The organism is Heyndrickxia acidicola (assembly GCF_001636425.1).
Taxonomy (GTDB): Bacteria; Bacillota; Bacilli; order Bacillales; family Bacillaceae_C; genus Bacillus_AE; species Bacillus_AE acidicola.
The window spans coordinates 4387008-4406420 of the sequence record NZ_KV440953.1; the positions used below are offsets into that span (position 1 = coordinate 4387008).

Genomic DNA, 19413 nt, shown 5'->3' on the forward strand with positions numbered 1-19413 from the left:
GCTGCAAAGACCGCACCGGTGCAAGCCCCATCTGTTCCGGCAGTGGACCCTGCCCTTAAAACGCAAGTGAAGAAAGCGGAAAAGGCAGTGGAGCTTGCTGAACAGCTTCCGATCCAATATCTTGTGAATGATGCTCAAAAACAGATCAATCAGCTGCCGGACAGTACAGACAAAACCGGACTACAGCAAAAATTGGATCAAGTGAAAGCCCGCATTCTCCAGGCTCAAATCAAAGAGGCGGAAAGAGCGGTTCAATACGCGAAAACATATAAAACGCCATGGTTTGTAAATTTTGCACAAAATTATGTTTCAGCACTTCCGGATGGTGACACTAAAACAAGCCTGCAGGACCAGCTTGATAAAGTGAAGAATGCCATTCAAATACAAAAAGTTCATGTACACACAAAGAGAAGATGACAGGTCTAAAGTCATATGTGAGTGAGCTGCAAAACAAGAAGTAAATTAGCTTAAATCGCATGAAGCGCATGGATTTCAATCCGTGCGCTTTTTTCAAAGAATGGCCCAGCAAAAATGGATAGAATCTCCTATAGGCCTAGACTAAACATTTGTATGGATAGTCCGATATAATAGATAGAAACGACATGTTCGGAGAGCCGATTCGATTTCATCAGGCTTACAGAAAGGAGAATAAGCATGAAAATCAATAATATAGGTTCATCTGGAATCAACCCATACCAAAAATCACTGAATAAAATCGATACAAGTAACCAGGCCGGAAAGCAAACAGACAAAGTGGAAATTTCTTCGAAAGCAAAAGAAATGCAGCAGACCAGCCAGGTGGAAAAAGAGCGCCAGGCCAAAGTGGACCAGCTGAAAATCCAAGTGCAAAACGGCCAGTACACAGTCGATCCAAAGGCTGTAGCAAACAGCATCATTAACTTTTATAAACAAAACAACAACCAATAGGAGGGAGGCTGTTACATGTCCGCCAAGCTGCTCATCAGCCTGCTAGATAAACAGCAAAAGCTTCACGAAAACCTTTTGAAAATAGCAGAAGACAAAACAGAAATCATAAAAAAGGGGGACATGGAAGGCCTCCAGCGCATCATGGCAGATGAACAAAAGCATATCGCTGCCATCCAAACCATTGAAGTGCAAAGACAGCAGGCAGCAGAAAACGTAACAGGCATGCCTGAAGCTACACTATCCATGTGTATCGAAGCCGCGAGCGAGGATGAGAGACCAAAGCTTTCCGCTTTTCAAGCAGGCATCATGGACATTGTAGAAAAGCTTCGGCATCGAAATGACTTAAATCAGCAGCTGATCTATCAGTCACTGCAGTTTGTGAACATGAGCCTCAGCGTGCTGCGACCTGTACCAGAGCATGTCACCTATTCGCGTCCGGACAAGCCCAAGGCTGTACAGGGACAGAGAGCATTGTTCAGTTCAAAGGTTTAATAGACAGAAACAATTTACGGAGGAAACACGATGACATCCACCTTTTTTGGTTTAGAAACAGCATACCGGGGGCTGACTGCTCAGCAAAGTGCACTGAGCACCGTAGCCCAAAACGTATCAAACGCCAATACGCCAGGCTATACTCGCCAGCGAGTAAACATGGTTGCAACTGATGCCTTCCCGTCACCCGGCATGAACAGCCCGCAGATAGCGGGTACACTGGGAACAGGCGTTACCACAGGCTCTGTCCAGCGAATCCGTGATCAATTCCTTGATACTCAATACAGAGGCCAAAATACGCAGCTAGGAGAGTGGAGCGCAAAGTCAGATGCCCTTTCCCAAATGGAAAACATTATGAATGAACCAAGCGACAGCGGCCTTTCTGCGACAATGGGTCAGTTCTATCAGTCACTTCAGGACCTCAGCACGAATCCGGAAGATGAGGGATCCCGGTCTGTTGTGCTGCAGAATGGAACCGCAGTGGCGGATACCTTTCACTATATAAATGACTCCTTGACCTCGATTCAAGGAAACCTGGGAGACCAGATCGGTTCATCAGTTACAGATATCAATTCAACCCTGCAGCAAATCAGCGATCTCAATAAGCAGATTGGTACAGTCGAAGCCAATGGTAATTTGCCAAATGACTTATATGATCAACGGGACAATCTGGTCGATCAGCTATCTTCTTACATGAACATAAAAGTAGACCGTGTGCCAAGCGGGGGGAATGCGTCTGCGATGGCAGAAGGGCAGTACAACATCAGTATGGTCAACCCGGATGGGTCCCAGATTCAGCTGGTTCAAAAAGGCACCAATGCATCTATTGCCATTAAGGGCGGAATTGACACGAACAACGATGGTATTCCGGATCGTCCAAACGGAAATCAGGCGGTCAGTGCGATTACAGTCAGCCAGCTTGGTGATCCTCAAACAGTGGCGAAGGAAATCGGTATTTCCACTAACGGAACAATTGGTATTTCAGCTGGAAAACTGAGCGGACTCATTGAGAATTTTGGCTATACAGATACGACGACGGATGCCCAAGGAAATGCTGTTACAAGTACCAAAGGCTACTACCCTCAAATGATGGACAATTTGGACAAGCTTGCTTATACCTTTGGAACGGTATTCAATGCGGTCCAAGACCAAGGCTATGATTTAAATGGACAAAAAGGGACAGACTTTTTTACATTCGGCAGTCTTTCCGATTACCACGGGGCAGCTGCGGCCATCAATGAGGTCAGCAATCTTACAACGAGTCAGATTGCTGCGGCATCTTCAAATACGTTAGATTCAAACGGCAAACCGATTGCTGCAAAAGCAGGGGACGGAAACAATGCCATTAACCTTGCGGGAGTACAGGATTATGACTTGTCCAAGCCCATTACATTAGGCGGCGGGATGGGAACATTAGATTTAAGCGCGAATTCTTCCAACATCTTTCAAACTGGAACGATTTCCTCCAATTATCAAGGGATGATTGGAAAACTAGGCGTTGACTCTCAGCAGGCAAGCCGTCTGTCTACTAACAGTACGACTTTACTGCAATCAGTCGATAACAACCGCCAATCGGTCAGCTCTGTCTCCATCGATGAAGAAATGACCAATATGATTAAATACCAGCAGGCTTACAGTGCATCTGCGAGAATGGTCACGATGATGGATGACATTTTGGATAAAGTCGTCAACGGCCTCGGCACAGGCGGCAGATAGGAGGTAAATAGAACATGCGCGTAACGCAATCCATGCTATCCAGCAATATGCTGCAAAACTTAAGTAACACTAACTCTAGGATGCAAACCTATCAGAACGAGCTGGCTTCCGGGAAAAAGCTGACAAAACCATCGGATGATCCAGCTGCAGCCATGAGGGCGATGGGTTATCGCTCCAATCTGCAGCAGGTTCAGCAGTACCAAAAGAATTTTACAGAAGCCTACAACTGGCTGGACTCGACGGATTCTTCTTTGGGTGAAGCGACGCAGGTGCTGCAGAGTGTGCAGGAATTAACGACACAGGCTGCGAATGGAACCCTTACCAGCAGCGACCGGCAGGCTATACAGGATCAAGTGAAGCAATTGAGAGATCATTTAGTGGATGTAGCGAACACGAAAGTAGGGAATAAATATATTTTTAATGGTACCAATACTTTAAACCCGCCTGTCACAAAACAGACAGATGCAAATGGAAATACAACGGTCACCGTATCTACTAATAATGACCCAGTAAATATCGAACTGTCTAAAGGGATTTCTATTCAGGTAAATAGCACTCCGCAAAATGCCTTCTCTCAACAGATGTTTGATGACTTGAATTCATTAATAACGAATTTAGGTCCGAATGGCGATCCAAGTCAATTGTCATCTCAAATTGATACCATTACCAATCAGGTGAATAACGTTGTAGGTGAGAGGGCTACGGTGGGAGCCAGAGAAAACCGCGTCCAGTTAATGGAGGACCGTGTCAATTCACAGGAGGATTCTGCGAATCAAATGATGTCTAACAATGAGGATGCGGACACAGCACAGGTCATCACAGATTTAACCTCTGAGCAAAGTGTACAGCGTGCTGCATTAAGTGTAGGGGCCAGCGTCATACAGCCAACGCTGGTGGACTTTTTAAAGTAAAAGCTATTCTACTGAATAGCTTTTTTTACTAGAGGAGAAGAGTATATGAATGTACCGCAAATTCAAATACAATCTCAGCCGGCATTGCTGGATATTCAAACAACCAATGCCAAGCTGTCCATTGAACAGCCAGGACCCATTCTGGATATGGAACAGCCGCCAGCAGAGATGCATATCGATAAAACACCCTCCAAGCTTACCATAGACCAAACGCAGGCCTGGGCAGACATGGGAATGAAGCCTTTGTTACAATTTAATGAGGATCAGGCGAAGATGGCATTGCAGGATTGCTGGAAAGGGATCCAGCAAACCGTGAGCGATGGGGATGAAATGATGAGGATTGAAAATCGCCGAAATGCCATTGCAGATATCTCGAAGCGTGACAGTGAACCGCCGACCTATGATTTTACAATTGGAGTCATCCCCTCTTATGGCAGCGTGAAAATTGACTATCAGCCTTCAAAGCTTAATATCACTTGGGATATCAAGCCTGCTGTGAACAATAGTAAAGCAAGACCAGCCATCATTCAGTCCAGTCCAGGGAAGGTATCAATCGATTTAAAACAGCAGCCATTTATAAAAATTGATTTCAAAAATATAAAATTTGTAGGCATCAACTATGAACAAGAAATATAGGAGTGAAATAATGAATATCGATACGAAATACCACGGGACAATAGACATTGAAGAAAACGATATCTTTGCGTTCCCTAACGGATTGCCTGGCTTTTTAGAAGAGAAAGAGTTTATTCTTTTACCGCTTGCTGAGGAACAAAATGTATACTTTATTCTTCAGTCAACAAAGACTCCTGCACTGGCTTTTGTCATTACAAATCCCTTTGTCTTCTTTTCAGATTATGAATTCGTATTAGATGAAGGTTCAAAAGATTTGCTGAAGCTGGAAAACGAAAGAGACGTTTTAATCTTTGTCATTTTAAATATCAAAAAACCTTTTGATCAATCCACAGCGAATCTTCTTGCTCCTATTATTTTGAATAGCAATGAAAAATTAGCGAAACAGGTCATCCTTCATGACAAGGATTATAAAACAAAGCATCTTTTACAGACGGTAAAGGGGTGAAAGCATGCTAGTGCTGACAAGAAAAAAAGGTGAATCCATCCAAATTGGAAATGAGATTGAAATTACGATTGCAGCGATAAATGGAGATCAAGTGAAAATAGGAATTAACGCGCCTAAACATATTGAAATACATAGAAAAGAAGTTTACCTGGAGATTCAGAAGGAAAATGCCGAAGCGTCTAATAACATAACAGAACTACTGGGTTTATTATCGAATATAAAAAATGAAAATAAATAGTAACAAGCTATAAAAACTCCAGGATTGATGTCGATATAATCTTTGTAAGAGATACAAGGGCGGCCTACCTTACATTTCAAAAATATACTCCTTTAAATGGATGTGGATTTGAAATTCAAGGAGGAAATTAAAAATGATGATTAATCATAATATTACTGCGCTTAACACTCTACGTCAGTTTTCTGTAAAACACAGCTATTGTTGATATCACTGGATGATGAATTTCAACATTTCATCAATGGGATGTCAAAAAGGACATGCTGACAAGCAAAAACTCAACAATCTAGTTAGTGGGCTCAAAGAGCTTAACTATAAATAGGACAAGGATGTCCTAAAAACAATATTCAAGGAGGAAACCAATCATGATTATTAATTACAACTCAATGGCATCAAACGCACTTCGTCAGTTGAACATCAACAGTAACAACCAAGCTAAGTCTATGGCTAAATTATCTTCTGGTCTTCGTATCAACAGTGCGGCTGATGATGCTGCAGGTCTATCAATCTCTGAAAAAATGAAAGGTCAAATCAATGGATTAGACCAAGCAGCCCGTAATGCTCAAGATGGTCAATCATTGGTTAACACTGCTGAAGGAGCATTAGGTCAAACAACTGATATCCTTCAACGTATGCGCGAATTAGCAACACAATCTGCGAACGATACAAACACATCTTCAGACCGTCAAAACATTCAACAAGAAGTTGACCAACTATCTACTGAAATTACTCGTATTTCTAATACCACTCAGTTTAACAATCAAACACTTCTAAATGGTGGTATGACTGCAAACGGTGTTGGAACAGATACACTTCAAATTGGTGCAAACGCTGGCCAAACCATGACAATTAGTATTAATGCAATGGATGCAGCTTCTTTAGGAGTTGCTGCAAATGATAAAACTGTAAATGCTAGTGTCGCTTCTATAGGTGGTAATCCTTCAAATATTACTAGTGTAACAATTGATAATAGTAATGTTGGAGCAAAACTTACTAATGGGGCACAACTAACTTTTAATGCTTCTACTGTAACAACTGCAACAAGCGGTACAGCTACAGGAAGTGTGGCCACCGATGATGCAACACTTGCCACAGCTGGTAAAGATGTTAACATTGACGCTACTCATGACACTTTAAATCTAACAGTAAATGGTGTTACAAAAGAAATTACTTTAAATCAAGTAGACTATAAAGCTTCTACTCCTGGTACTGACGACCAGGCTGCTTTAATAAGTGACCTCCAATCCAAACTTGACACAGCATTTGGCTCGGGAGTTGTCAAAGTGGGTACAAATGCAGCAAATGGGCTAACAATTACAAGTAATTCAACTGGTTCAGGTTCTTCAGTAACAATTAATCAAGCTTCTGCAAATGATGCGGCAAGTCATTTGGGACTTACAGCAGCTACGGGAACTGGTCAAGACGCAGGTACTTATGTAACTGTTAGCGATGGAAATGCAGCTGATAATCAAACCATACAAGTAAATGACCCAACTGCTACATCCCTTTCCATTACTTCTGGTAACTTTGCTGGAGTAACGATTAATACAACTGCTGGCAAAAATGTAGGAAATCTTAGCTCTACAAGTGATGGAGTTACAATTGCAGTAAATAGTGTTGCAGCTCATGCTGCCCAATTCAGTGGTGGCCAATTAACCTCTCAGGCTGTGGCAACTAAAGGTATAGATGTCTCATCTTCTGCGCAAGCTGCTACCAATGCAATCACAGCAATTGACAATGCAATCAATATGGTTTCTACAGAACGTGCTAAACTTGGTGCATATTCAAATCGTTTAGATAATACGATTAACAATTTGAATACATCTAGCCAAAACACAAGTGATGCACAATCCCGTATCGCTGACGTAGATATGGCTGGAGAAATGATGAACCAATCTAAAGCTAGTGTACTTGCTCAAGCTGCTCAAGCAATGCTTGCTCAAGCTAACCAACAGCCACAACAAGTACTTCAATTACTTCGTGGATAATAATAATAATGAGGGAGGCCCTAATCAACTTAGGGTCTCCTTTTTCTTAGTGTTCAAATGGAAAATTAAGCATATATCATAACTATGTATCTAGAAACATTAACAAAAGGGCTTCTCTCTATATAAGAGGGAAGTCCTTTTTCTATTTTCTATAGTGTGTTTTTGGAAAATATGTTTTGCGTAAGGAAAAGGGCTATATTTGAAAGGTGGAGAGTAATGGTGAATTTAAAATGGTTTGTTGGAAGAATGAAAAAATTTTTTAATGTTGATGTCAAGGTTGAGGATGTAAGCTTTGAAGCATATGATTTCTATCATGAGGAACTGGATGACCTGCTCATCCCAGCGAAACACTTAGAAAAGTTACCTGACCCATTGTTAATTGAAACACTCTCGTATGTGGATGAAAAAGGTTATGAGTGGATGGCAGGATTTGTACTGGAAGAGGGAACGAAAAAGAGACTTTACGAAGTTTGGATAAGGAATGGGGAACAAATTGCTTATGAGTTGTATGTCGACTAAATCAACTATCAGACGAGATTCACGACATTTCTTTACGAAAAATCACGCCAAAACTTATATTACCTCAAACTATGAAAAAGCTTATTAAAGAAATAATTTCTAAGGAGTTAATATTATAAAGTATATACCGATATAATAGTTAGTCACATTAAAACAAAGTGAACTAGTAATCTAATTAAACGAATAATAAGGGATATTATACGTTTAATTAGAGGATTACTTCTTATTAAAAGTAAGTTCCTGAAAAAGGGCAAAAATAAAATTTACTTATATACGAAAATAGATGAATGATTATATTGTTTTAGGCGGTGAAAATATGGTAAACCCAGTAAGCAGCAGTAGTTCAAGCAGCGGTTCGGTCGCTAGCCAATACAGCGGATTAATGCGTGTAAATGGTTTAGCCAGCGGAATGGATATTGACGGAATGGTCAGCCAATTAATGAAGGCTGAAAGTGTCCCGTTAGATGGCATGAAACAAAATCAGCAAATACTGGAGTGGCAGCGTGATGATTATCGCAGCATGTATTCATCGCTGCAAGATTTAGATACAACCACTTTTAATGGAATTACTATGCAATCTACTTTTGATCAAAAAACAGTTACAAGTTCGGATGATTCCACAGTATCTGCAACCGCTGTAAATTCCATCAGCAATGTGTCCACACAGATTAGTGTAGGGAATTTGGCGACATCAGCTTCATGGAAAAGCAATGGTACGACGTTTAATTATACGCCAGGCACAAATCAAACGCTTAATTTCTCTGTAACAGACCCAGGCTCCACTACACCAAGAAATGTCACGATTTCCATTTCTTCTACAGATCAGATTAGTGACGTCATACAAAAATTCAACAATTCCACGCTTGGCGTTTCAGCGATGATGGGAACGATTGATGGGCAAGCCAATACAATTGTTTTATCAAATAATCAGACTGGTGCTGGCGGATCAATAATTGGAAGTGATGCGGCGACAAATGCTTTTATGAAATCTCTTGGTTTTAGTCCAGATGCAACTGGAGCTTTACATGGTACAGCTTTGACACCTGCTAAACCTGCTGTTTATGGAGATGTTGCAGGCACTAATGCAACGGCGGCCATCTGGAAAGGCGGTACTATTAACTATACTCCGGGTAATAATCAAACTCTTTCTTTTTCCGTAACAGATCCAGGAGCTACTTCACCAAGAAATGTCACGATTTCTATTTCATCTACAGATCAGATTAGTGACGTTATTCAAAAATTTAACAATTCTAATCTTGGTGTCTCTGCTGCGATGCAAGGGAATACAATTGTTTTAACGAATAATCAGAACGGAGCAGGAGGATCTATAGTAGGAAATGATACGGCGACAAATGCTTTTATGCAAACTCTTGGTTTTAACCCAGATGCAACTGGAACTTTACATGGTGTAGTTTTGACACCAGCTACACCTGCTGTGAATGGCGATATTGCAGGTACAGATGCATCCGTCACAATCAACGGCTATACAATGACAGAGAAATCGAATAACTTTACGATTAACGGAATTAATTACACGATAAAAGGTCAAACAGCTCCTGGAACATCGGTATCCATTTCTACACAAACGGACGTTGACTCTATTTTTACCGCAATTAAGGGCTTTGTAGATAAATATAATTCTACAATCAGTACGATCAATGCTAAAATTTCTGAAAAACGTGACCGTGACTATCCACCGTTAACGGATGATCAAAAGGCTGCTATGACGAGTGACCAAATTACAAATTGGAATAACCAGGCGCAAATGGGGATGATTGCGAATGATCCTACTCTGACAAGCTGCTTATCAAACATGCGCCAAAATCTTTATTCGCCTGTTACTGGTAATAATGTAACATCGGGTTTTACCCAATTATCCCAAATTGGTATTACGACATCACCTGATTATACTCAAAATGGTGCACTCGTAATAGACGAAGCGACATTGAGGGAAAAAATTCAAGAAAACCCGCAGGCTATCTATCAGCTTTTTAATAGTGATAATTCTGCTAGCAGTGGGAATGATGGCACTTCTAATTCCGAGGGACTTGCCAGGCGTTTGCGGGATTCTATTTCTTCTGCCTCCAATCAACTTCTGAATGTAGCAGGAACGACGTCCGAAGTAGACAGTCAGTATACGATAGGTCAGCAATTAACAGATATAGGAACACAAATAACCGATTTTCAGTCAAAGCTATCGGGTATTGAAAATCGATATTACAGCCAGTTTTCGGCAATGGAGCAAGCAATGGAGCAAGCAAACCAGCAAAGTGGCTATATTTCCTCTATGCTAAGCAGCGGAGGATGATGAAGTAAGGAGTGAAGAACTATGTCTATTAATAATCCATACCAGACCTATCAAACCAATTCTGTTTTTAGCGCGCCGCCTGGTGAGCTAACACTTATGCTTTATAACGGATGTTTGAAATTTATTAAACAGGCTCATCTAGCCATTCAAAATAAAAATATTGAGCAGAAAAATAAGAGTCTTCAGGCTGCCCAAAACATTATTCTGGAACTCATGAGTACATTGAATATGGATATGGATGTATCCAAACAATTAATGCCATTATACGATTTTATCTACCGTCAGCTTATCCAAGCAAACTTGCGTAATGATTTGACTGTTCTGACCGAGGCGGAAAGACTCGTCACAGAATTCCGCGATATGTGGAAAGAAGTCATCCAAATTAACAAGCAGAAACAAACAAGCCAAGGCGGTCAAGCCTAGTGGCGGCTATAAAAGAGTTTTACCAGATTAGTAAAGAGCTCTATGCTGAAATCGATAAGCCAGTCGAAAGTAAAGACAGAGACCAGGTTATCGCTAAAATCCAGAGCTTTTTATCCCGACGAGAAGCTCTTCTTTCTGACATAAAAGGTCCGTTCACTTCCGAAGAAAAGCAAATGGGCCAAGAGGCACTGGAATTGAACAAACGTATCCAGGACAAAATGCAGGCAATAAAACTAGACATTCAAAAAGACATCCTAACGGTCAAAAACCAGAAGAAAAACGCGCCTAAATATATCAATCCTTATCAAAGCCTGCAACGGGGTGGCATCCTGTACGATAAACGAAAATAATAATGGTTAACTAGTCCAATAGAGTATTTTCTATCCAGCAGCTCGAAAAATAGTTTATAATGTTAGTTACTTATAAATGTTTTCTTTAAGATTGAGGAAAGCAGCTGGGAGGGACTAGAATGCCAGTCTACAACGTGATGGAAGAAATGGTTCAAAATGTGCTGGATAAGTTTAAGGATCAGCTTCACCTAGCGTGCGATTGTGAGCGCTGTCTGGATGATGTGAAGGCCCTGTCTCTCAATCATTTGCCGCCGAAGTATGTTTCCAATGAAAAGCGGAGTCCTTTTGTACGGGTGGAATATACCGCAGATTATCAGGGCGTCGCCAATATTCTGAGTGCCGTCACACAGGCAGCAGAGGTCGTTTCTAAAAACAAGCGCTGTAATAACTAGAGTTGATATCTTCACAAATAGAAAGGCCCGCTCCAACCATGAGCGGACCTTTTCGCGTTAAGCTTCTATCCTCCGAATCCGTCCCCGCACCTTCGACTTATCCACAGAATTCCACAGCCAATGATAAATCGTCGGCACCACGAGAAGACTTGTGAGTGTTGAGGTGATCATTCCGCCGACGACTACCAGCCCGAGCGACTGCGATATCAGCGTATCCGATTGGCCTGAAAATGTCAGGGGCAAGAGCGTTAAAATGGTGGTGGCTGCCGTTACGAAAATCGGACGCACCCGGCTTGCTGTGCCCTCCAAGATTAAGCGCTGCAGCGGCCTGCCTTCATTTCGCAAGCGCTCCAGCCGGTCGACCAGGACTATTCCGTTTGTCGCAACAATTCCAATCAGCATGACCAGTCCCACGAGAGCACCCAAATTCCAGGACTGTTTAAAGATTACTAACAGGGCAACGGATCCGACCAGGGCAAACGGCAGGGATGACAGCACGGCAATTGGTGTCCGAATTCCTTTAAAGATGCTTGAAATGATGATTACCACAAGCAGGATCGAGATGATGCCTGCAAAGCTGATTGACCAGATCATTTGCTCGACCTGCTGAGGGATGCCGCCGAATTCCACATGGATGCCTTTTGGCAACTGGAGCTTAACGAGGGTTTCGTTGATTTTTCCTGTCACTCCGTCGATATCATTCGTTAAAATATTCCCCGTTACAACCGCAATTGGCTGTCCGTCTTGTTCACTCGTAATCGAAGCGGTATCTACGTTGAGGGAGGCAATGTCTTCAAGGCGTACCGTTTTTCCTGTTTTACTTTTAAATGAGACACGGCCAAGCTGCATGAGCCATTCCTGTTCAGGGTCCACGCCTTGGGCATAAGAAAGTGAAACAGCGGAAGGCTTGTGGAGCTCGATTGGCAGGGATGAAGTATTCTCAGTTGTCAATTGAACATCCGCCTGCTTGTCGATAAAGGTTTCGAGCCGGTCGGCAATGGCCTGCCTGTCCAGTCCGAGTGCCTTTATTTTGTCATCGTTCAGCTCGACAGTGTAGTTCATTTGGTCCGCCTGTTCTCCATCACTGTATATTTGCAGGCCATTGATCATTTGCAGCTTTCCTTTTACAAGGCCTGCAGCCTTTGCGAGCTCTTGGGAACTGCCGCCGGATAACGTCAGCGTAACACGCGAATCATCGCCGGCAATTTGCTGGTTGGTGACCGTATAAATGGCGCCTGAATTCAGCTTTTTAATGTCATCCTTGATGAGAGCCGTCAGCTGGTCGACATTGACTCCCGGCTTCGGCGTGACGTACACATTGGCGACGTTCGGCTGCTGAATCCATCCGCCTGCCTGGTCAAAAACATCATCGAAAGCAGGAGTGAACGAGGAGCCGGCTGTGGATGCATACGTCTTAATTTCCTGATGCTGCTGAAGCAGCGATTCCAACGCACGCACATCTCCATTCACTTGATCGAGCGTTGAACCCTCCGGTGCCTCCACCTGGATATTCAAATCCTGGGCGTGTGTGCGCGGAAGCACGTTGACCGGAAGAAAAAACGCTCCGACAGCTGCTAAAACAAGGGCTGCAGCCATCCCGCCAAACCACCATTGGCGTTTCGGCCAGGCTTTTTGCAACAAGGGAATGGCCCATCGTTCCGTTTGGGGAGCCGCATTGAAAAAGCGATTCTTCCAGGTAAACGCAGCATACGGAGGCAGCACCAATAACGATACGACAAGCGAACAGACGAGCGAAATCGTAACGGCCCATGCCAGTCCGAAAAAGGCCTGCCCGACCATGGTGCCTGTTAAGGTTAAGGGCAGGTAGACGGCAATGGTAGTCAGAGTAGAGGAAACCACTGCAGGTACCATTTCTTTCACCGAAGCTGCCAAAAGGTCAAAGGAATAGCTGCCGTTTCGTTCAAGCCTGCGGTACATATTATCCAGCACAACAATCGAGTCATCCACGACACGGCCCATTGCCACGATTAAGCCGGAAGCCGTTAAAAGGTTCAAGGTGATCCCCATGGCATAAAGGATGGAAACTGATGAGAGAAAGCAAATGGGAAGGGTAAAGGCAATCGCCAGCGTGGCGCGCCATTCCCGGAAAAAAAGGAAAACACAAAGCATCGAGAAGAAACAGCCGAGCAGGCCTTCTTTCCATAGTCCGTTAATGGCATGGGAAACGGTTTGGCCCTGGTTGGACAACACGGTCAGCTTTTCCTCAGGATGAGCCTGCTGATAGCTTTGGAGCTTTTTTTCTGCCTGCTGGCTAATCCTGGTGACATCGGCAGCACTTGTTTTATACAGATCCAGGATGACACTTGGCTTTCCGTTGGTTCGGGCTAACGTTTGAACATTGATCGGGCCTTTTTCAACCGATGCCACATCCTTTAAAAGGACTGATTTTTGGTTCGGCGTATGTATTACGGTATTTTCAAGCTCGGTTTTTTGGTCGGCTGTTCCTTTCACCTGAAGCTGGAGCTGAAGGTTTTTCGTCACGACCTTGCCCTCTGGTAAAAGACTCGTAGCGGTTTGCAGGGAGTTCTGTACATCTTCAAAGCGAAGGCCATGCGCTAAAAGCTTTTGATTATCGAGTGTAATGAGGTAGCCTGTTTGGCCATTGCCGGTTGTATCGATTTTTTTGATTCCTTGAATCTGGCCGAGCTGCTGCAAAAGAGCGTCCGCGGTGCCGGTTCCTGACTCTGTTGTGGAGCTGATTTCCATGAACGGAAAAGAGTCCGAGCCGATGCGGGTAATTTCCGGCTTGCTGGCACCCGCAGGAAGGGAAACCTGCTGTACAGCTGCTTGAATGTTTTTTTCCGCCTGGTCGATATTGGTGCTTTGCGGAAACGTAAGGCTTGCAAAAAGACCCTGCGGATAGTTGGTGGATTGAATGGACTCGAGGCCCTCTACTTCCTTTAAAGAGGCTAAAAGGCTCTCTTCCGCCTGGCTGACTGCGCCGTCCGTGCTTTCGGCAGGTGTTTTCCAGGTGACCATTAGAATGGGATTGTTGATTTGCGGGAGGTATTCTGTCTTCATTTGGCTGGCGGAATAAATCCCCCAAACAAATAAAAGGGCAACCATCACCGAAAGGAGGATTAACCGCTGGGAAAGGGCTTGAATGATTTTTTTCATCAATAATTCTCCTTTTCATTGGGAGAGAGCCCCCTAAAAGGAGGCTCCTCATGTGTTATTGGTTTTGCTGGTTGAGCTTTGGCATTTTTTTGCCCTTCATGGTTTTTTCCCATAAGACCTTGTTCAATTGTGTTTCGTTGGCATGGTCGGCACGGGAGAAATCAAGCTTGTTTGAAATTTGGGCGCCAGGCGTGTTGACACCGTTTTTCTGCGTCAGTGAAATTTTTGGTTCTTCATGATTGTAGACTGTGAAGTCCGACTTGTTTGTAAAAGAATTGAACATCGGTACAGCGGATGCATCGAATTGGGACATCGGCTTCATGCCCAGGATCAGCTCCATGGAACGGATCATCGAAGTGGTATCGTAGAAGGTGCTGTCCACTTTTCCTGTTTGCGTATATGGGCTTATGACAAGCGATTCGGTTCGATGTGCATCCACATGATCCCAACCGTTTTGAGCATCGTCCTCGGTGATAAAGATAGCGGTGTCCTTCCAGTATTTCGAGTGGCTGACCGCGTCGACCAGCCTTCCAACCGCTTCATCATTTTGCGCCACCATCGATTCAGGTGTTAAGGCGCCTACCTTTGTGCCGTAAGTATGGTCATTTCCGAAGCGGACGATTTCCATTTGCGGCAGGTTGTCATTTTTTACAAAATCATTGAATTCCTTTTCCCATTCGGATTGGCGGCCAAGGTCAGAAAGATCAAGGTTCCAGCCGGCGAAATTCGGGTCAAAACGGTCGCCGATGCTTGGATCTGTTGCCACCCATTGCTTCTTAGTTGGGTCGAAGTTCGTGAACTCTCCGTAGTCGCGGAAGGAAACCCCGGAGCGTTGAGCATCATCCCATAGGAAACCTGCTTTTGGATAGGCGCTTTGATTGTCGCCTTCAAAGTCATAGCCGCGGTTTCGTCCTGAATAGTTTGCCATCCAGTTCTTTTCCACATAATCGTTCGCGATGGCACCTGTTGCCCAGTTGTGGCCTTGTGCACTGATTTCTGCATTGGCATAGAAATTGTCGAGTGTGACAAACTGGTTTGCTAGCTTGTGCAGGTTAGGGGTCACGTTTTTGCCAAAGCCGGTTAAGCTAGGGTCGCCGTTTCCTTTTCCTAAATCGCCAAACACCTGGTCGTAGGTGCGATTTTCTTTAATGATATAGATGACGTGCTTGATCGGTGACTTCCCGGATGGTGTGAACGGAATCGGATTATTGCCGCTTTTGCTTGCCTTTTCGTTTTCATCCATATTCTGCTGAACCTGCTTCGTGTAGCGGGTGAGCTGGCGGCTATCCGGCGTATTGATGACAGAAAGGGTGCCTTCAATCATGCTGCCGATATACTGTCCCTGATCATTGGGACCGGCGCCCAGCCCTTTGGCATTGGTGACCATCAGTTTATTGTGATTCTGGTAGACGCCAGTTGGATACCAGGCCGTTGGAATTAGCCCTTTAACCTTTGCCTTCTTCGCTGAAAGGTCGACAACCGCTACATCGTTATTGCCGGCATTGGCGACATAAAGGGTTTTGCCGTCCTTTGATACAGTCAAAGCGTCCGGCTGGCTTCCAGTTTCCTTTTGTTGAAAAGGTTTAAGGTTCAGTGTTTGTACCACGTTTTGCGACTGGCCATTGATAATCGATACAGAATCGTCATCTGTATTGGTTACATAGATATCGCCTGTTAGCGGGTTTTCCGCAATGGCATTTGGATGAAGGCCTGTCGTGATGGTTTTCTTCACCTGCAGGGTGGCAGGATCCAGAACCGTTACGCTGCTTTCACCCCAGTTGGTGACATAAAGATTTTTGCCATCCTTTGTAAGGAAAGCGGAATATGGATTTTTTCCAACCGAAACGGTTTGGGCAATCTTTCCGGTGGCAATATCTACCTTGGACACCGAGTTATCCAGATTGTTGGCGACATAAAGGGAAGTGCCGTCTGGAGACACAGAGATGCCGGCAGGATAGAAGTTTGAGTTTTTGGTATCGGTTAACATGATCGGACTTTTCTCAAAAAGGTGTCCGCCGGAAAAGCGGTATTGACGAATCTTGTTGTTGCCGCCTGCTGAGGCATATAGCGTTTTCCCGTCAGGACTGAATGCAACGCCAAGATATAAGGATTCTGGGGATGTGTATTCAGCGGTGTGGACGATTTTATTCGTTTTTGTATCGACGACCTGGAGGGATTGCGTTCCCTGGCCGTCATTCGAGACAACGAAATACCGGCCATCCGGACTCAATGCCCCGCCCATGGGAAAATCGCCAAGCTTGATTTGTTGACCGGCTGGGGTTAAGGCGGTATTATGCGGGGTAATCCCTGTATTCATCCCCTTGGGACCGGGCGTGCGGCTCATGTGCATCGCTGCATAGGCAGAACTGGTAGTAAGTGTAAGGGCAGCCACAGCGGCAGCAATTACAGTCTTTCGTTTCATTTCGACAACTCCTTCTCATTGCTTGTATGTACTCCAATAAAATTGTAGAAGGATGATGTAAACAAGATATATCGGAAATGTTAAGAATTGAATAATCTTTTTAAGGAAAAATACCTGTGTCTTTGGACGTTGTTATAGAGTGGTTTTTGCTATTAATAAGCCGTTTGTTCTATTTACATGGTTGTCTTTTATGTAATTTTTTCCTAAAAAGGGCAGATTTATTATGATAGTCACAGAAAGAAAATGGATGAACGTTGGAAAGGAGTTTTTAAAATCGATCCTATAGTCCCGTCTCTGCCTCTTCCAAAGGAATTTTACCAGCAGCCGACACTCGAGCTTGCTCAGTCTCTTCTTGGCTGTTTATTGATCCATCAAACACAGGAGGGTGTGTTATCCGGCTATATTGTCGAGACCGAGGCGTACCGGGGGCCGATGGACCGGGCAGCCCACAGCTTTGGGAATCGGAGGACCAAACGCACTGAGATTATGTTTTCTGAAGCAGGGCTTGTCTACACCTATACGATGCACACGCATTGTTTGCTGAATATTGTCAGTGCAGGAATCGACGAGCCGGAAGCTGTCCTGATCCGGGCAGTGGAGCCTTTTACAGGTATCGATGAGATGTATAAAAGAAGAAAGGTGCCCGTTGAAAAAAATTTAACGAATGGTCCAGGCAAATTGACCAAAGCGCTTGGCATTCAGATGAGCGACTACGGTCATCCCATCTATGAACCGCCTCTTTATATCGCCAAGGGCAATACGCCAGCTGCTATTTCTGCAGGGCCTCGGATAGGCATCGATAACACAGGGGAGGCCAGGGAGTATCCGTGGAGGTATTGGGTAACCGGGAACCGATTTGTGTCGAGGTAATGAGTAAGAGGCTCTCTTTTGGAAAGAGAACCTCTTTTTACATGGAATCTATTATGATTTATTTTTTTACCAATAATATGGGTATGGAGGATAACCGTATCCATAACCGTAAGGAGGGTAACCGTAGCCGTAGCCTCCGTATAAGGCTGGCCCCAGTAAGGCGCCTGCTGCCAATCCTCCTAAAAATGGGAAGCCAAAACCTCCGAATCCGAATCCTGGGCGTCCCCAGCCGAATCCCGGACGTCCCCATCCAAAACCAGGGCGTCCAAATCCGCCAAAGCCAAATCCAGGACGGCCAAAACCTCCAAAGCCGAATCCCGGACGGCCAAAACCGCCGAATCCCGGTCTAATTCTTCTTTCATCGTCAAACGTTTCAGGTATTACTTGAAAATCTGGGTGCATCAATCTTCCTCCTCATTTTTTCTATTCAGCTTTTTTAAAAAGCCTTGGATGCTTTATCAGCATTTTCACTAAATCATATGTCAATAGCCCGCAGGATTCTTGGGTATATGCCTTGTTTGCTAAAAAATTTAAATATTTTGTGAATCGATATGCTATAATCATTTCACTGTAGTAAAAAAGGAGGAGATGGGGATGGAGAAAGCGGTGGATCAGCTTTTTACAGAGGAAGTGAAAAAAGAGATACTGTCAAGGCTGCAGCTGGACCCTGAAATGAAAAAGCTAGGGGACTTTGAGAATTACGTTTTTGAGGTCTATCAGAAGGGGGTGCCGCAAATTCTGCGGGTTACGCACAGCTCCCATCGTTCAAAGGAAGAGCTTGAATCCGAGCTTGACTGGATTCAGTATTTACATAGAAACGGCATTCATATCCCCAATGTGATTGAGTCTGCAGAGGGCCATACGGTAGAGGCATTCAAAGCAGGAGATACGCATTTTTTTGCCAGTCTTTTCGAAAAAGCTGCCGGAAGCGGTGTGAAAGCTGAAGAGGCAGGCAAAGAGATGATTATCGCCTGGGGAAAAATGATTGGGAAAATGCACCGGATTACTAAGGATTACACTCCGCCAGCCGGAATAAAACCGCGCTACCAGTGGACGGATAATGACTTGCTGGATTTTGAAAAGTATTTTGACGGGGAAGATGCCCACCTGCTGGAGCATGCAAGAGAGATCGTCAGACAGATTGGCGAGCTTCCAGCCAACCGTGAATCGTTTGGCTTAATTCATTCGGATATCCATTTAGGAAACTTTTTTTATGATGGAAAAGAAATTCATGTCTTTGACTTTGATGATGCCTGTTATCATTATTTTGCTTCCGATATTGCCATCCCGCTTTATTACACAGCGACGTTTCGAGACTTCAAGGGGACCAGGGCAGAAAGGACTGCTTATGCAAAGGAGTTTATGGATGCCTTTTTAAGCGGCTATCGGGAGGAAAATGATCTGCCCGCTGAATATTTGGCTGCCATTCCGCTGTTTTTAAAGCTTCGTGATATTGATCTGTATGCGGTTTTAAATAAAAAGGTGGCACCGGAAGACCGGACAGAAAGAGTGAAGGAATGGATGCTGCAGATAAAAGAGAGAATGGAAAAAAATGAGGCGCTCGTTGACTTGGATTTTGCCCTCGTCTAACTTTGGATTATTTTATCTTAGGTATAAAGACTCATAAAAAACCTCCGATAT

Annotated in this window: 18 protein-coding genes; 15 read left to right on the plus strand and 3 right to left on the minus strand. The window is 44.0% G+C overall.

The genetic code is table 11. The features are described 5' to 3' along the window. Positions 1-654 precede the first annotated feature (654 nt). From flgM to A5N88_RS20485, 13 genes are all read left to right on the plus strand, one after another. Positions 655-927 (plus strand): flagellar biosynthesis anti-sigma factor FlgM, encoded by a 273-nt coding sequence (flgM, locus tag A5N88_RS20425; protein ID WP_066269452.1) that lies wholly within the window; start codon positions 655-657, stop codon positions 925-927. Positions 928-942: 15 nt separating this feature from the next. After that, positions 943-1419, plus strand: coding sequence for a flagellar protein FlgN (locus tag A5N88_RS20430; RefSeq protein ID WP_066269453.1), 477 nt, complete (start codon positions 943-945; stop codon positions 1417-1419). Between the two features lie 30 nt (positions 1420-1449). After that, the gene (gene flgK, locus A5N88_RS20435) at positions 1450-3135 is read left to right on the plus strand and encodes a flagellar hook-associated protein FlgK (RefSeq protein WP_066269454.1); all 1686 of its coding nucleotides are present in this window, start codon (positions 1450-1452) and stop codon (positions 3133-3135) included. A gap of 14 nt (positions 3136-3149) precedes the next feature. After that, positions 3150-4046: a flagellar hook-associated protein FlgL gene (gene flgL / locus A5N88_RS20440; RefSeq protein WP_066269457.1), complete on the plus strand. Its 897-nt coding sequence runs from the start codon at positions 3150-3152 to the stop codon at positions 4044-4046. 45 nt (positions 4047-4091) lie between these two features. Next, positions 4092-4682, plus strand: a complete 591-nt coding sequence (locus A5N88_RS20445; RefSeq protein WP_066269458.1) for a DUF6470 family protein — start codon at positions 4092-4094, stop codon at positions 4680-4682. Between the two features lie 10 nt (positions 4683-4692). Next, positions 4693-5127 carry a flagellar assembly protein FliW gene (gene fliW / locus A5N88_RS20450; protein ID WP_066269460.1) on the plus strand — a complete coding sequence of 145 codons (435 nt, stop codon included), beginning with the start codon at positions 4693-4695 and terminating at the stop codon, positions 5125-5127. A 4-nt stretch (positions 5128-5131) separates the two neighbouring features. Continuing rightward, complete coding sequence (gene csrA / locus A5N88_RS20455; protein WP_066269462.1) at positions 5132-5365, plus strand: carbon storage regulator CsrA; 234 nt, start codon at positions 5132-5134, stop codon at positions 5363-5365. A gap of 362 nt (positions 5366-5727) precedes the next feature. Then, positions 5728-7350, plus strand: coding sequence for a flagellin N-terminal helical domain-containing protein (locus A5N88_RS20460; RefSeq protein WP_066269463.1), 1623 nt, complete (start codon positions 5728-5730; stop codon positions 7348-7350). Between the two features lie 216 nt (positions 7351-7566). Next, entirely contained in the window at positions 7567-7869 is a 303-nt protein-coding gene (locus A5N88_RS20465) for a hypothetical protein (protein WP_066269465.1), read from the plus strand. A 316-nt stretch (positions 7870-8185) separates the two neighbouring features. Then, positions 8186-10177 carry a flagellar filament capping protein FliD gene (gene fliD, locus A5N88_RS20470; protein ID WP_066269469.1) on the plus strand — a complete coding sequence of 664 codons (1992 nt, stop codon included), beginning with the start codon at positions 8186-8188 and terminating at the stop codon, positions 10175-10177. A 21-nt stretch (positions 10178-10198) separates the two neighbouring features. Continuing rightward, the gene (gene fliS / locus A5N88_RS20475; RefSeq protein WP_066269470.1) at positions 10199-10600 is read left to right on the plus strand and encodes a flagellar export chaperone FliS; all 402 of its coding nucleotides are present in this window, start codon (positions 10199-10201) and stop codon (positions 10598-10600) included. Then, positions 10600-10950 carry a flagellar protein FliT gene (fliT, locus tag A5N88_RS20480; protein ID WP_066269472.1) on the plus strand — a complete coding sequence of 117 codons (351 nt, stop codon included), beginning with the start codon at positions 10600-10602 and terminating at the stop codon, positions 10948-10950. Before fliS ends, fliT begins: the two co-directional genes overlap by 1 nt. 119 nt (positions 10951-11069) lie before the next feature. Next, positions 11070-11342 (plus strand): late competence development ComFB family protein, encoded by a 273-nt coding sequence (locus tag A5N88_RS20485; RefSeq protein ID WP_066269473.1) that lies wholly within the window; start codon positions 11070-11072, stop codon positions 11340-11342. Positions 11343-11399: 57 nt separating this feature from the next. Here A5N88_RS20485 and A5N88_RS20490 read toward each other — a convergent pair whose 3' ends face one another. Both A5N88_RS20490 and A5N88_RS20495 read right to left on the minus strand, forming a co-directional pair. Next, positions 11400-14480: an efflux RND transporter permease subunit gene (locus A5N88_RS20490; protein ID WP_066269475.1), complete on the minus strand. Its 3081-nt coding sequence runs from the start codon at positions 14478-14480 to the stop codon at positions 11400-11402. Positions 14481-14535: 55 nt separating this feature from the next. Beyond that, the gene (locus A5N88_RS20495; RefSeq protein ID WP_066269476.1) at positions 14536-16902 is read right to left on the minus strand and encodes a bifunctional YncE family protein/alkaline phosphatase family protein; all 2367 of its coding nucleotides are present in this window, start codon (positions 16900-16902) and stop codon (positions 14536-14538) included. A 243-nt stretch (positions 16903-17145) separates the two neighbouring features. Between A5N88_RS20495 and A5N88_RS20500 the strand changes: the two genes are divergently transcribed. Then, on the plus strand, positions 17146-17772 hold the full coding sequence (locus A5N88_RS20500) for a DNA-3-methyladenine glycosylase (RefSeq protein ID WP_066269478.1): 627 nt from the start codon (positions 17146-17148) through the stop codon (positions 17770-17772). A 66-nt stretch (positions 17773-17838) separates the two neighbouring features. Here A5N88_RS20500 and ymaG read toward each other — a convergent pair whose 3' ends face one another. Next, positions 17839-18174: an inner spore coat protein YmaG gene (gene ymaG, locus A5N88_RS20505; protein ID WP_066269480.1), complete on the minus strand. Its 336-nt coding sequence runs from the start codon at positions 18172-18174 to the stop codon at positions 17839-17841. Between the two features lie 192 nt (positions 18175-18366). Between ymaG and A5N88_RS20510 the strand changes: the two genes are divergently transcribed. Continuing rightward, on the plus strand, positions 18367-19362 hold the full coding sequence (locus tag A5N88_RS20510; protein WP_066269482.1) for a phosphotransferase enzyme family protein: 996 nt from the start codon (positions 18367-18369) through the stop codon (positions 19360-19362). Positions 19363-19413: the final 51 nt, after the last annotated feature.